Annotated in this window: 14 protein-coding genes and 1 pseudogene; 5 read left to right on the top strand and 10 right to left on the bottom strand. The window is 56.2% G+C overall.

Annotated features, from left to right (window positions below; genetic code table 11):
- Window positions 1-6: 6 nt before the first annotated feature.
- The 3 genes from cbiB to V4U88_RS13240 are packed head-to-tail and all read right to left on the bottom strand — an operon-like array spanning window position 7 to window position 2,824.
- Window positions 7-984 (bottom strand): adenosylcobinamide-phosphate synthase CbiB, encoded by a 978-nt coding sequence (gene cbiB, locus V4U88_RS13250; protein ID WP_334073725.1) that lies wholly within the window; start codon window positions 982-984, stop codon window positions 7-9.
- Window positions 981-1,727 carry an adenosylcobinamide amidohydrolase gene (locus V4U88_RS13245; RefSeq protein ID WP_334073724.1) on the bottom strand — a complete coding sequence of 249 codons (747 nt, stop codon included), beginning with the start codon at window positions 1,725-1,727 and terminating at the stop codon, window positions 981-983. Before V4U88_RS13245 ends, cbiB begins: the two co-directional genes overlap by 4 nt.
- Window positions 1,724-2,824 carry a pyridoxal phosphate-dependent aminotransferase gene (locus V4U88_RS13240; protein WP_334073723.1) on the bottom strand — a complete coding sequence of 367 codons (1,101 nt, stop codon included), beginning with the start codon at window positions 2,822-2,824 and terminating at the stop codon, window positions 1,724-1,726. Before V4U88_RS13240 ends, V4U88_RS13245 begins: the two co-directional genes overlap by 4 nt.
- Window positions 2,825-3,008: 184 nt before the next feature.
- Here V4U88_RS13240 and V4U88_RS13235 point away from each other — a divergent pair, with 184 nt between their 5' ends.
- Together V4U88_RS13235 and V4U88_RS13230 are read left to right on the top strand one after the other, a co-directional pair.
- Entirely contained in the window at window positions 3,009-4,013 is a 1,005-nt protein-coding gene (locus V4U88_RS13235; RefSeq protein WP_334073722.1) for a lipoate--protein ligase, read from the top strand.
- A 307-nt stretch (window positions 4,014-4,320) separates the two neighbouring features.
- Window positions 4,321-5,124 (top strand): Cof-type HAD-IIB family hydrolase, encoded by an 804-nt coding sequence (locus tag V4U88_RS13230; RefSeq protein WP_334073721.1) that lies wholly within the window; start codon window positions 4,321-4,323, stop codon window positions 5,122-5,124.
- On the opposite strand, the gene V4U88_RS13225 is transcribed toward V4U88_RS13230, so the two are convergent.
- The 4 genes from V4U88_RS13225 to V4U88_RS13210 form a co-directional block, all read right to left on the bottom strand.
- Entirely contained in the window at window positions 5,102-5,356 is a 255-nt protein-coding gene (locus V4U88_RS13225; RefSeq protein ID WP_334073720.1) for a hypothetical protein, read from the bottom strand. The genes V4U88_RS13230 and V4U88_RS13225 overlap by 23 nt on opposite strands.
- A 90-nt stretch (window positions 5,357-5,446) precedes the next feature.
- A complete protein-coding gene (locus tag V4U88_RS13220) occupies window positions 5,447-6,226 on the bottom strand; it encodes an MBL fold metallo-hydrolase (RefSeq protein WP_334073719.1) in 780 nt (259 codons plus the stop codon).
- Between the two features lie 34 nt (window positions 6,227-6,260).
- Entirely contained in the window at window positions 6,261-6,794 is a 534-nt protein-coding gene (locus V4U88_RS13215; protein ID WP_334073718.1) for an anti-sigma factor domain-containing protein, read from the bottom strand.
- Window positions 6,775-7,251 carry an RNA polymerase sigma factor gene (locus V4U88_RS13210; protein ID WP_334073717.1) on the bottom strand — a complete coding sequence of 159 codons (477 nt, stop codon included), beginning with the start codon at window positions 7,249-7,251 and terminating at the stop codon, window positions 6,775-6,777. Before V4U88_RS13210 ends, V4U88_RS13215 begins: the two co-directional genes overlap by 20 nt.
- Before the next feature lie 596 nt (window positions 7,252-7,847).
- Here V4U88_RS13210 and V4U88_RS26995 point away from each other — a divergent pair.
- Window positions 7,848-8,245: pseudogene (locus V4U88_RS26995) on the top strand (ABC transporter permease); the annotation flags it as partial.
- Window positions 8,246-8,333: 88 nt separating this feature from the next.
- Here the strand turns inward: V4U88_RS26995 and V4U88_RS13200 are convergent.
- Window positions 8,334-9,398: a sulfate/molybdate ABC transporter ATP-binding protein gene (locus V4U88_RS13200; RefSeq protein ID WP_334073715.1), complete on the bottom strand. Its 1,065-nt coding sequence runs from the start codon at window positions 9,396-9,398 to the stop codon at window positions 8,334-8,336.
- A 223-nt stretch (window positions 9,399-9,621) separates the two neighbouring features.
- On the opposite strand from V4U88_RS13200, the gene V4U88_RS13195 reads away from it, so the two are divergent.
- Both V4U88_RS13195 and V4U88_RS13190 read left to right on the top strand, forming a co-directional pair.
- On the top strand, window positions 9,622-10,023 hold the full coding sequence (locus V4U88_RS13195; protein ID WP_334073714.1) for a secondary thiamine-phosphate synthase enzyme YjbQ: 402 nt from the start codon (window positions 9,622-9,624) through the stop codon (window positions 10,021-10,023).
- A gap of 613 nt (window positions 10,024-10,636) precedes the next feature.
- Window positions 10,637-10,795 (top strand): hypothetical protein, encoded by a 159-nt coding sequence (locus tag V4U88_RS13190; RefSeq protein ID WP_334073713.1) that lies wholly within the window; start codon window positions 10,637-10,639, stop codon window positions 10,793-10,795.
- 195 nt (window positions 10,796-10,990) lie between these two features.
- On the opposite strand, the gene V4U88_RS13185 is transcribed toward V4U88_RS13190, so the two are convergent.
- Window positions 10,991-11,587, bottom strand: coding sequence for a TetR/AcrR family transcriptional regulator (locus V4U88_RS13185; RefSeq protein ID WP_334073712.1), 597 nt, complete (start codon window positions 11,585-11,587; stop codon window positions 10,991-10,993).
- A 5-nt stretch (window positions 11,588-11,592) separates the two neighbouring features.
- Window positions 11,593-12,225 (bottom strand): YigZ family protein, encoded by a 633-nt coding sequence (locus tag V4U88_RS13180; RefSeq protein WP_334073711.1) that lies wholly within the window; start codon window positions 12,223-12,225, stop codon window positions 11,593-11,595.
- Window positions 12,226-12,284: the final 59 nt, after the last annotated feature.

Here is a 12,284-nt window from a genome sequence, read left to right as displayed (position 1 = left end):
CCCCTTCTACTGCCAAAGCAAGAACAAGGCCCCGCTCCACCATAAGTTCAAAAAAACGGCCCCAAACACAAAACTGCCCGAGACGAAAAACATTAACCGCGCCGTTCTCGGGATATCCTCGGGCTCCAGTTCCCGCGTCTTGTCGCCCATATAGCTGCGGAACGAAGTTACGCCGTGGTAGGAGTTTTCCCCGCCGAGGCGTACGCCGAGCGCACCCGCGACCGCCGCTTCGGGATAGCCGCTGTTGGGGCTCGGATGGGAAGCGGCGTCCCGGCGGAAGATGCGCCAGGCTCGCCGCGCGTCCAAGCCCTGCACCCGGGCCGCGAAGACCAGCAGCAGCGCGGTCAGGCGGGCGGGAATGTAGTTGGCGATGTCGTCCAACCGGGCTGAAGCCCACCCGAGATCGAGGTACTTCTCGTTCTTGTAGCCGACCATCGAGTCGAGGGTGTTGACGGCCCGGTAAGCCATCGCCAACGGCGCTCCGCCGATCAGGGCGAAGAACAGCGGCGACACGACGGCGTCGACGATGTTCTCCGCCACCGTCTCCACCGCGCCGCGCACCACCTCGGGCGGCTCCAGATGCCCGGTGTCGCGGCCGACGATCATGCCGAGCGAACGCCGGGCCTCCGGCAGGTCACCGCGCCGCAGATGGCCGCACACCTCCATCCCGGCGTCCCGCAGGCCTTTCGCCGCGATGGTCGTCCAGACCAGCACGGCCTCCGCGGCAGCGGCCAGCCAAGGGCTGACCCCGGCCAGCAAGCGGAGCGCGGCCCAGGTCAAGACCAGACTGCCGCCGGCGACGACGAGCGGCAGCAAAATCCCCGCGGCCCGGTAGGCGCGGGGGTGAAAAAGGCGGCGGATCGCCGCCTCGACCCGCACGATCGCCTTCCCCATCCCGATCACGGGATGGGGAAGCCAGCGCGGGTCGCCCAGCAGCCGGTCCAGCGCGTACGCGGCCGGCAGCACCCACCACGCCGCCGTCACGGCCGCGGCTCCGCGGGGGCTGCCGCGGCGGCGCGCAGCGATTCGCGCACGGCGGCGTAAACCAGGCGGCCCACCGTGCCGCCCAGATCCGTCGCGGTACCGGCGTAGCTGTGCAGCAGCGGCCAATCCGGCCGCTGGCTTGCGCCGAGCACGACCGCGTCGGTCGTGGTGCCGGTGGCCGCAAGCCCGGTCTCGGCGTCGAGCACGCCGAGATCGCCGAGCGCGGCGGATTTGGCCTCGGTCGCCGTAATCACGGCGTTGACCATCGCCGCCGGCGTCAGCTTGCCGTCGACGGCAAGCATCAGGTTGATCGTTCCCGGCGTCCACGAGGCCGGGAACGTCGTCCGGCGGACGCCGGCGCGCGCCGCGTTCGAGACGCCCGCCGTCGCGCAGCAGAAAACGGCGAAATTCTCGGTGCGCTCCTCCATCACGGCGGTATGCCGCAGCTTGACCGCCGTCAGCAGACCCGCGGTTTCCTCCGCGGGATAGCCCCATTCCTTCAGACTCCGCCCGATATCCCGGACAGGGTCGTCACAGCGGTAATGACGGTCAACGTAAATATTGACCATCCGCCGAAGCGATCCCGCTCCCCCGCCATACACCGAGCTGCCCACACTCTCCAGCGCCATCGGCGCTTCAAGCAGAATATGCCGCTCCCCGCGAATCAGGCGAAGACCCGGCCAAACGGCCGACTCGTAAATCCCGCTTTCCCTTTCTCCCATATGCAAAAAAGGTGTCGTCATTCCCTCTCTCCTCCTGACAATACATGTTTCATTTTCTCCATCAACTGCAGACATGCGGGTTCATTCTTTACGGCCACACGAATATCCCGTTCGGACAATCCTTTGTACATGGCGCAGCTGCGGACCAATACCCCTTTGGCTCCCAGCGCCGCTTGCACCCCGGCGGCCGTCTTCCCTTCGGGCAGACGAACCAGCAGAAAGTTTGCTTCTCCCGGCCAGGTCCGGCAGCCCAGTTGCTCCAGACTCTGCCGCAGCATCGCCCGCTGCTTCGCGATCAGCGAAATCGTAGCCTCCTCGAAGGCGCTTCCCGCGTCAAGGCAAACCTCTCCCGCAAGCAGGGCAAGGGCGTTGACGCTCCAGGTTACCTGCTTGTCCCGCATCGACCGGGCCGTTTGCGGATGAGCGACGGCGTAGCCAAGGCGCAGACCGGGAATCGCGTAAAACTTCGTCATCGATCGGACCAGAATCAACCTGGTATACCGATCCAGCTCCCCCAGCAGGGTCTGCCTCCCGCTTTCCGGGATGAAATCGATAAAAGCCTCGTCGATAATGACGTAACTACCGCATTGCTCCCCGGCTTCCGCAAAAGATCTCAGCTCATCCAGGCTGTACTGGACACCGTTCGGATTGTTCGGCTGCCCGATGAAGACCAGATCGGATGACTCTATCAATTGCCGCACTGCCTCGGGCTCGGCCCTGAAAGCCAGTTCCTCGGTCCCGCGCACCGACGTCACCGCGGCCCCGAACTGCCGGGAGAGCGCCTCGTATTCCGAGAAACAGGGCTCGACGATCCCCACTTTCTTCGGTCCCGCGGCGAGCAGGGCCAAAGCCATATTTTCCGCGGCTCCGTTGCCGATGACGAAACAGCTTTCCTCCCGTTGCAGCTTGTCGGCCAGCTTCGCGATCAGGGCCCGGTGCCCCGGATCCGGATAGGCCGTTACGGCCGGAAGAGCCTCCCTAAGCTTGTCCAACAGCCCGGGCGGCGGACCGAGCGGATTGATATTCGCGCTGAAATCGATGAATCGTTCCGCGTCCACTCCGTATTTTGCCGACGCGGTCCAAACGTCGCCGCCGTGACCGTATACCTCGAGTACCATTGCCATTGCCCCCGTCTTTTTCAATCTACTGCACTTTTAGGTGAAGTCTACCACACCTTGCGTTGAAATCAAGCCTTGAAAAAGACAAGAAAACCGGGTTCTCTTTCATTTCAAGGAAGGTTTGGTTTACAATAGGTACAGAGTGTACATAACGCCAATCCATAGCACGGGGGGAACACAAATCATGCTGTTTATCGACAATCAGGGGATCACCGATGCGTCCGTCAACCTGGCCATCGAGGAATTCGCGCTAAGACATCTGCCGCTTGAGGATGACAGTTACCTGTTGTTTTATATCAACGCACCGTCCATCATCATCGGGAAGCACCAGAATACGATCGAGGAAATCAACGCCGAGTATGTGAAGGAGAAAGGCATCCAAGTGGTCCGCCGCCTATCCGGCGGAGGAGCGGTTTACCATGACCTCGGCAATCTTAACTTCAGCTTCATCACCAAAGACGACGGCCAATCGTTTCACAACTTCCGCAAATTTACCGAACCCGTGGTCGAGGCCCTTCGCTCTTTCGGCGTAAACGCCGAATTGACCGGCCGCAACGATCTGCAAGTAGGGGAGCAAAAAATTTCGGGCAACGCCCAGTTTGCCACCCGCGGACGCATGTTCAGCCACGGAACCTTGATGTTTAACCTGAACTTGGAGGATGTCCAGGCTTCTCTGCACGCGAATCCGGAGAAATTCAAATCCAAGAGCACGAAGTCCGTACGCAGCCGCGTCGCGAATATCATTGACTTTATGGACCGCAAAATGACGGTCGAGGAATTCCGTTCCGAGTTGCTCCGTCATATTTTCGGCATGGATCCCGAGTCCGTTCCGCAATACAAACTGACGGAGGCCGACTGGGAGAAAATCCGTCAAATCTCGGCCGAACGCTATAAAAACTGGGATTGGAACTACGGTCTGTCGCCGGAGAGCAATGTCAAGCACGCCAAAAAATTTCCGGTGGGCATCATCGACCTGCGGATGGACATCAAGGATGGCCACATCAAGAACATAAAAATCTACGGGGATTTCTTCGGCGTAGGCGATGTGACCGACATAGAGGACAAGCTGAGAGGCGTACGCTATGAGGAAAACGACGTTCGCGCGGCCCTGTCGGATGTCGATATCAAGCATTATTTCGGCAACCTGGAGAAGGACGAGTTCATCGGACTCGTGTTCCTTGAAGAATAGTGGCTGGCAAGCAAATTGCTGCAAATATGCGGGAATATCCGGCAGATCGCGGAGATTTGGCAAAATTGATGCAAATCTGCATGCATTTTAGGCGGTTTTCGGGGAATGAGCGGTCTCTGTCGTAAATGCCTGCAGATCTGCAGGCATTTTTACACGGATCGACGTCGGTAGGCCGTCCGGCTTATTTTTCGCTGCCTTCAATTGCACGCTATGAATTGAAATCTTGGATTCATGAGGTACAATAGAGAAAACTGCACCAAGAGAGAAGGACGAAGGGCTTTTTCGTCCCCAAAAAGGAGAGGACCCATTGTATAAACTGGTTGCAATCGACATCGACGACACTTTAATCAATGACGACAAAGAAGTAACTCCGGCCACGCAGCAGGCCTTGGAGCAGGCGGTCGCTAAAGGCGCCGTCGTCACTTTGGCAACGGGCCGCGCTTATGCCAGCGCCCAGGCGATTGCCCGTCAAACCGGACTGAATGTTCCCATCATCACGTATCAGGGCGCCCTGGTCAAAAATCTGCTGGACGAACAGGTCCTTTACGAGCGCTACGTTCCGGTGGATGCCGCGCAAAAGCTGTTTGAGTACTGTATCCAAAACGACCTCCACCTGCAGACTTACATCGATGACAGGCTCTATGCCCGCGAGGAGAACCAGAAGCTGATCGACTATACGGCTTTGAATAAAACCAAGTATTACGTCGAACCCGATTTCGCCAAACTTGTGGCCCGGCCTACGCCGAAAATGCTGATTATCGATGAGCCTGATTACCTGGACGAAATCGCCCCGGTGCTGCGGGAACTGCTTGGCGAAGGCGTGCACATCACCAAATCCAAGCCGAATTTCCTTGAAATTATGCACCATGAAGGAACAAAGGGACATGCCCTGAAGTTCCTGGCCGCCCATTTTGGCTGCGCGCTGTCCGAATGCATCGCCATCGGCGATTCCTGGAACGACCATGAAATGCTGGAAGCCGCGGGCCTCGGCGTCGCGATGGGCAACGCGATTCCCGCCCTGAAGGAGATCGCCGACTACGTGACCGCCAGCAATAACGAGGACGGCGTCAAGCTGGTCATTGATAAATTCATCCTTGGCCAAGAGGCGTAATCGTACCGGATCTGCGCTGCTCTTCCGTCAAATTAACGGGAATTCCTCCCGTTAATTTGGCGCTGTTCACGCCATCCGCGTCATTAGCTGGAATTCCTCTAGCTATTTCCGGCTCTTTTGTCCGAATCGCTGCTCCGCTCGCAAAATAACGGGAGTTTTTCCCGCTAATCACGTGCTGCAGCGGCCACCGTACTTGATTAGCGGGAGTTTTTCCCGCTAAATCCGTATTCATCCGACCGCCTTTTATTTACCTTCTAAGCAGAAAGACCGCCGGTTTTTTCCGTAAACGGAAACCGCGGTCTTTTCTTCTCCTTCGGGCTGCTTAGGTAGCGGCAACAAGCGGCACCGTCATTCCCGTGGCCGCGTACCGTACGCCGTCCGGCAGATCATAATCCTTACGCAGGTCGATATCATGCGACATGTGCGTGAATATCGTCTGCCCCGGCTTGAGCTTCCGAAGCAGTTCGAGCGCTTCTTTCACATCATACACCGAGCGGGTGGAGAACTCGGCCAATTCATGATAAAAGCTCGTCCCCAACACGAGCAAATCCAGTCCGTTCAGCAAAATTCGCTGCTCCGGCGGCAGAGCGATCGAATCCGGGCAGTAGGCCCAGACAAAGCCGTTCTTTTCCAGGCGATAGGCATAGGAATAGCCGTTTTTTCCGTGGTTTACTTTCCAGCCGGAAATACGCCACCCCGCAAGCATTATCCCTTCATCCACCGGGTAGAAATCCAGATTTCTTTCAAGCCAGGGAAATTGGCGGTTGATCGCCTCCAGAACCTCGCCCGGAGCATATAGCTGCCCTCTCCGTTCCAGCCACCGGCAAGCATCCGCCCATTCCGGAAGACCGCCGATATGATCGAAATGAGGATGGGTGACAAGCACCGTGCCGGCAAACCGCTGTCCCCTCCGTTCCATACTGTCCCGCCAATCGGGACCGCAATCGATCAGAAAGCTTTCCTCCCCGCATTCAACCGCCACGGAGGATCGGTAGCGCCGGTTCAAGCCCGCCGTTCTCGCTTCCCCGCAAACTTGGCAATCGCAGTACACGCGAGGCACGCCCATCGCATCCCCCGTCCCCAAAAACACCAGTTGTTCCACTCGGTCTTCCCCTCTCTCCTGTCTCGTCTCATCACTATTCTTTTCGTCGCGAGGTCAAATCCACAAAGATCGTATCCTTCGGGGCAAGATCGTCCGGATCCCCATTTCTCGTCTCCACCGTCAGCACCAGATTGTCCGCCTCTTGAAGAGCCTCTTTGTTTTTAACGTACAGATGGGCCCGATAAGCGTGATATTGCAACAATCCCAGGCTGTCGCGGGTCCCTTCCTTAACGGCCCAAACCTCGACGATTTGGTCCTCACGCGGAACAATCCCGCCGACGAGCATCAGCATTTCCCGCGACGACTCATTATACCAGACCATACCGGAGTCCGGGGCGAGTCTGCCTCCGTCAAGGGGCAGGGCGATGCTCTCCGGACTCGACATCACCGGCAAGGCGGCGGGCTCATATCTCTCCACATATCTGCTCCGCATTTCCGTAAGCTTCTGTTCCGGTACCGAGCCGAGCACCCAATCCACCCAATCCTCTTCCGTATACTTTGCCGTGCAGTCCGATAACACATCCGGCCGCGTTGCGCCCACGCCCTGTCTATAAACGGAATCGTTCATCCTTCCCGCCTCCTTCCGGTGAGTGGCTCCAGCCCTGCTTTTCCAACTGTTTGCGCAAATTGGCAAGCCCGTAGCGGACCCATGACTTTACCGTGACGATCGGAACGTTCCAGGCTTCGGACATCTTCTTATGGGTGTGAAGGGTATAATACGAGCCCAAAATCGCTTTTCTCTGCGTCTCGGGCAGCGCATAAACCGCCGATCTCAAAGCCTCCTTTTCCAGCCGGGAAATGACCTGGTCCTCCTCGGAAACCCGCGGCCCCCCGGGAAGAAACTCCCCTTCCAGCGGCTGAACCCGCTGATTTCGCCTCAGCCGGTCGAGGCAGCGGCTCCTCATTTTTACGGCCAGCCAGGCTTTGATCGAACAGCGGGCCGGATCATAGTCCGTTCCCCGCCGCAGGGCCTCGAGAAACACTTCATGGCAAACATCCTCCGCCTCCATCCGTTCACCCACCATCCGGATGGCCACCTGCATGACAAAAGGACGTACGCTTCGTAAAACCGGTCGAACGCCTCGACCGATCCGTCGCACATTTGGCGCAGCCGCAGCGTCATCTCTTCATTTTGCAGGTCCATGCTCCTTCCCTCCCGATCTATCCCCCTCCCTCATTACCTCCCGTTTTACCAAAAAGAGCGCCATTTGAAAACCCCGAAAAATTTTTCCCGCGCATAAATCCAAAACGAAATTTCGTTCGTAACCTTTATAACCGCAGTGATCGAAGGGGGATGAACCGGCGGAGCCGAGGGGCCCATCGTTTCCGCCGGACTCCCGGTCCGCTGCCCTGAACATTTATGTCATAGTCGCAAGGAGGAATTCAGGTCATGCTGAAATTTTATCGTAAGACGGCGTTTTTCCTGATGGCCCTGTTTACCGCGCTGGTACCCGCGTAATGGCCGGACCTGTGAAGGCTTCACCGCTGGAGGCTTGGAGCTCTATACGCCTTATCTCGAATGGTCCGCCGGTCTATCGCTGGAAACGAAGGCAAAAGACTGGAAATATACCCTGTCGGCCGGCGGCCGCGACATCTCCCGCATCGCCGTAAAGCCGGGCGAGACTCGGCCCTGTCCTCCATCTCGGTCTGGCTGTTCTTCACGATCTTTTACAGCATGATTATCAACCTGATCGACAGCGCCACCGCCGTTTCCGAGCAGCAAATGAACCCGGCGGCACAACTGCGGCAAATGAACTTCACCCTGACGCTGAATCGCCTATCGCCCACCGTGCTGTTCTCGGAGACGATTACGACGATGCTGTCGCCCGGCGTCCGTTCGCTTGGCCCGTTGACGATGGATCAACTCGTCGGCGCCATCGCCAGCCCGCTGCCACTGGGTCAGAGTCTGATTCTCATTTGGCCGCAGCTGACCGGCCTGATCGCCGCAACCATGGTCTGCTTCGGCAATTCCTATGCCTTGCCTTGTTCATGCGGCAGGAAATCCGCTCCAGAGTGTAATTGCAAAAAAACCGCGGAACGGTCTACGTTCTCGCGGTTCTTTTTTATGGGACGTTCAAGCCGGTTATTTCCCCCGCCGACGCCTGGATCAGATCATTACGCTGATCGGCCCGCCCTTCAGCGGGTTCTCCACGATCCAGCTTCTTTCCTTATTGAACAGGTATGCCCTGTGTACAAGTACGCGCACGTACTGGCCGGGTTTCAGCGTCTCTTTCTCCAGAGACCTGAACGTTGTCAGAACATGACCGCCTACCTCCACTTCCACCAGCCACTCGCTGCCGCGGAAATGCAAATGCTTCACCACGCCCGGCTCGGTGGCGGACAAGAGCGTAAACTCGTGGTCGGTTCCGACCTCGAGATATTCGGGTCGAATAAGGGCCTGTGTCCCCGCGCCCGCCGCCTCATCCTCAAATCCCTTCAAATCCGCCGCCCGATCCACAAGGGTCGATTGTCCGATGAAGGAAGCCACGAACGGTGTGTCCGGCTCCTTGTAAATGTCCCAGGGAGTGCCTTTTTGCTCGAGCCTGCCCTCATTGATAATCATAATTTCGTCCGCCACTTCAATCGCTTCATCCTGGTCATGGGTTACAAAAATCGAAGTAATCCCCACGCGCTCGATCAGCTCTCTGAGCCAGGAACGCAGCTCCTGACGGATCTTCGCATCGATGGCGGCGAAAGGCTCGTCGAGGAGCAGCAGCTGCGGCTCAGGCGCCAAAGCCCGGGCAAAAGCTACCCGCTGCCGCTGCCCTCCGGACAGTTGGTGCGGATAACGCTTCTCGAATCCTTTGAGTCCGGTCAACTCCACCAATTCCATGACCCGTTCCTGAATGCGGCTCTTCGCCGCCTTTTTCACCTGCAAGCCAAAGGCGATATTATCAAACACCGTCATATGTTTGAACAGGGCATAGCTTTGGAACACGAAGCCGATCCCCCGATCTTGGGGGGCGAGACCGTTGACCCGGTTGCCGTGAAAGAGAATCTCTCCCGAATCCGGCTGCTCTAGACCGGCCAACATGCGAAGTATCGAAGTCTTTCCTCCGCCGCTCGGCCCGAGCAGCCCGATCAACTGCCCTTTTTCAATGCCAAAGCTGACGTCCTTTACGGCATGGAAACTGCCAAAGTGCTTATCCAAATTTCTTACTTCCACATGCATGGGAACGGCCACATCCTTTCTCGATCATCTCATCTATAAAAATATTTATTCTTATAAACTTACTTGGGTTTATTATATAATGACACTTTATCAAACCCGTAACACCTCGTCAACAAATTTAAGCGGCCGCATGCCGCAATTTGGCAGATCAACCTTGCCCGGGTAAAATACAATTAGAAACGCGCTTCTAACTTTAGTATATGTAAAGGAGGGCAATCTGCCCATGTTGCATACCTTAGAATTATCCACCGCCAAAAGGGACGAGATGCGCGACATTACCCGCGAAGTCCGCTCCCTCGTTAAAAACAGCGGGGTCGTTAACGGGCTAGCCGTCATCTATTGCCCGCACACCACGGCCGGTATTACCATTAATGAAAATGCGGACCCGGATGTGAAGCATGACGTTCTCCTGCGGCTTGATGAAATTTATCCCTGGGAGCACCCCAAGTACCGTCATGCCGAAGGAAACACCGCCTCCCACTTAAAAGCGATTACGACCGGTTCCTCGCAAACCGTCATTATTCAGGATGGAGATCTCGTGCTGGGCCGCTGGCAGGGCATCTATTTCTGCGAATTTGACGGTCCAAGGCAGCGCCGGTATTTGGTGAAGCTGATCGAGGAGTAGAATGCGGCCGATCGGCCTTGTCCCCGCGGTCCCGGCTTCCTTTATCCTATTACAGGCCGAACAAGTATATGGGCGTAAATGTCCGCAAGAGTAACCGTGGAGAGTGGCCGCCCGGGACCGGACTCCCCAATACTAACCGAACCGGGATACGCCCGGGGGCCCGGGGGATACACGGCCGATACACCCGGAGGCCCTGGGGATGCACGGCCGATACACCGCTTGCCGCGGTGGGCCTGGGAGGACGGAGTAGCTTAGCCTCCACGGTAGGCCTCCCCACTCTAACGGAAATCATAGCGGCTATTTCGCGCTTTTTACCATTTTCGGAGCTCTAACGGAAATAATAGCGCCTATTCGGGCTCATTCCCGCCAAAAAGACCTGTTTTTGAATAAATAGCCGCTACTGCTTCCGTTAGAATTCCCAATCGGCCTCTTTGGACGGAATAGCGGCTACTATTTCCGTTAGATGCTTCGAACCTGGTTCTGGCCTGCTTCCGGGCCTGCTTCGGCCCGGTTCTGACCGTATAGCGCCCCAAAAAACCGCTAAGGCGGTGACAGGTCGGTAATAGTCGTGCGTTCAAACTTCCCTAAAAACTCCCAAAGGAGAATGGAATCAATGGAGCGAATCATTTCTGATGATCATGCCGATACCCTGGCCATGGACTATATGTGTTATGTGATTTTATCGTTTCTGACTTTTCGGAGAGTTACCAGTGTGGAGAGGAAAAAACAGCGGCTTAAGCATAAGCTGGCATTATTGCGGAACAGGAACTAGCTGCATAAAAGCGTCAAAAACAAACAAAGAACGCGGATCTCCCGGGAGAACCCACGTCCTTATTCATTTCGGGCGATACCAACGTTTGAGGACAATTACGATTAGGAAGTCGATAACGTTATTAAAGCAACGTAATGACGGAGTACAGCTATGACAGAGTAAATGATTAAAGTAGAGACTTAAAACAAAAACGTCTTAAGACGTCAATCGATAGCTGCTTTGACTTAACACTTTTACGTGGGCTATAGCGGCGGGTGAAATCTCCTCGAAGGTGAGGCGATCTTGGATATAGAACGAGATGAATCCGTGAATCCCCAAAAACATGCTCAGCGGCAAGGACGGATTATCCTCCATAGGATGCCGCTCCTCTTTCAAAAAGCTGCGGACGATCCGGTCGAACATGTCGAAGCACTTGGCTTGCTCGGCCCGGCAATAAGACAGAATCTCCTCGTCCCGTAGCATGAACATGATTTCATATTGGTACGGATGCTCCAAACCGAATTTGATGAATTCCAGCATCAACTGCTCTACCTTCGTCAAGCCTTCGCTCGGCGGGCGTTTGGTCACCAGTTCGCACAACCGCGCCAAATGATTGAAATCCTGCACGACGATGGCGTAGAACAATTCCGCTTTTTCCTTAAAATGATAGTAAAGGGAGCCGTGGCTATAGCCTAAATGCTGCCCGATGCTCCTCATGGAAATTCCGCGATAGCCTTTCGTGATAAAAAGATGTCTCGCCGCATCCATAATTCGTTCCCTTGACAACTCCTGCTCTACTGCTCTTCTTGCCATAGGCTTTATTCCCCTTCAATAAAGTAGACCTTGTCACCTTCCGTCATCTTGGCCTGCCCCTGAGTCAGATCGGTCATCCATGCCACAAAAACTTCCGACTCTCCTTCCAAAGGCAGACAACGCAATGTTACCTTATCGGCAAACCCGGTTTCCCCTGTGCGGATGCCCCGGTTTCTAAGCTCATTCTCCACCTTGCCGAGCCAGGTATAATCCAGCTCCACAAGAATCTCGCGGTGCAGAACGCGCGTAATGACTTCCCCGGCTTCCGTCGCGGCGACGGCCCCGTCCGTGTAGGCCCTGATCAGCCCTCCGGCCCCCAGCATAATACCTCCAAAGTAACGGGTAACCACGATGGCCACATTTTTGAGCCCCTGGTTGCGAATGACCTCCAGAATCGGCTTGCCGGCGGTCCCGCTAGGTTCCCCGTCATCCGACTGCTTCTGGATTTCATCCCTTTCCCCGATCATATACGCCGAGCAATTATGAGTCGCGTTCCAATGCCGTTTCTTAATTTCTTCAATAAAAGCTACGGCCTCTTCCTCCGTCTCCACCGGCTTGATCTGGCCGATAAATCTCGACTTCTTGATCACGATTTCCTTTTCTCCGGCTTGACGCACCGTTTTGTAACGTTCCAGCATCTCATTTCCGTCCCTTTGAATGTGCCAAGAAGCAGCCCAGCCGGAAAAATCCGGTGAAC

It is taken from the genome of Paenibacillus sp. A14 (assembly GCF_036864815.1).
GTDB classification, from domain to species: domain Bacteria; phylum Bacillota; class Bacilli; order Paenibacillales; family Paenibacillaceae; genus Fontibacillus; species Fontibacillus sanfengchensis.
The sequence above is the reverse complement of the archived record's forward strand: the minus strand, read 5'-3'. Positions and strand labels throughout refer to the sequence as shown.

What these genes read in the sequence shown, in the direction of transcription:
- V4U88_RS13235 (WP_334073722.1), top strand. Translation starts at nt 3,009, where the DNA reads ATGCTGTTTATCGACAATCAGGGGATCACCGATGCGTCCGTCAACCTG.
- V4U88_RS13210 (WP_334073717.1), bottom strand. Translation starts at nt 7,251, where the DNA reads ATGGTGGGTGAACGGATGGAGGCGGAGGATGTTTGCCATGAAGTGTTT.
- V4U88_RS13185 (WP_334073712.1), bottom strand. Translation starts at nt 11,587, where the DNA reads ATGGCAAGAAGAGCAGTAGAGCAGGAGTTGTCAAGGGAACGAATTATG.
- V4U88_RS13215 (WP_334073718.1), bottom strand. Translation starts at nt 6,794, where the DNA reads ATGAACGATTCCGTTTATAGACAGGGCGTGGGCGCAACGCGGCCGGAT.
- V4U88_RS13245 (WP_334073724.1), bottom strand. Translation starts at nt 1,727, where the DNA reads ATGACGACACCTTTTTTGCATATGGGAGAAAGGGAAAGCGGGATTTAC.
- V4U88_RS13240 (WP_334073723.1), bottom strand. Translation starts at nt 2,824, where the DNA reads ATGGTACTCGAGGTATACGGTCACGGCGGCGACGTTTGGACCGCGTCG.
- V4U88_RS13180 (WP_334073711.1), bottom strand. Translation starts at nt 12,225, where the DNA reads ATGCTGGAACGTTACAAAACGGTGCGTCAAGCCGGAGAAAAGGAAATC.
- V4U88_RS13195 (WP_334073714.1), top strand. Translation starts at nt 9,622, where the DNA reads ATGTTGCATACCTTAGAATTATCCACCGCCAAAAGGGACGAGATGCGC.
- V4U88_RS13200 (WP_334073715.1), bottom strand. Translation starts at nt 9,398, where the DNA reads ATGCATGTGGAAGTAAGAAATTTGGATAAGCACTTTGGCAGTTTCCAT.
- V4U88_RS13190 (WP_334073713.1), top strand. Translation starts at nt 10,637, where the DNA reads ATGGAGCGAATCATTTCTGATGATCATGCCGATACCCTGGCCATGGAC.
- V4U88_RS13225 (WP_334073720.1), bottom strand. Translation starts at nt 5,356, where the DNA reads ATGAATACGGATTTAGCGGGAAAAACTCCCGCTAATCAAGTACGGTGG.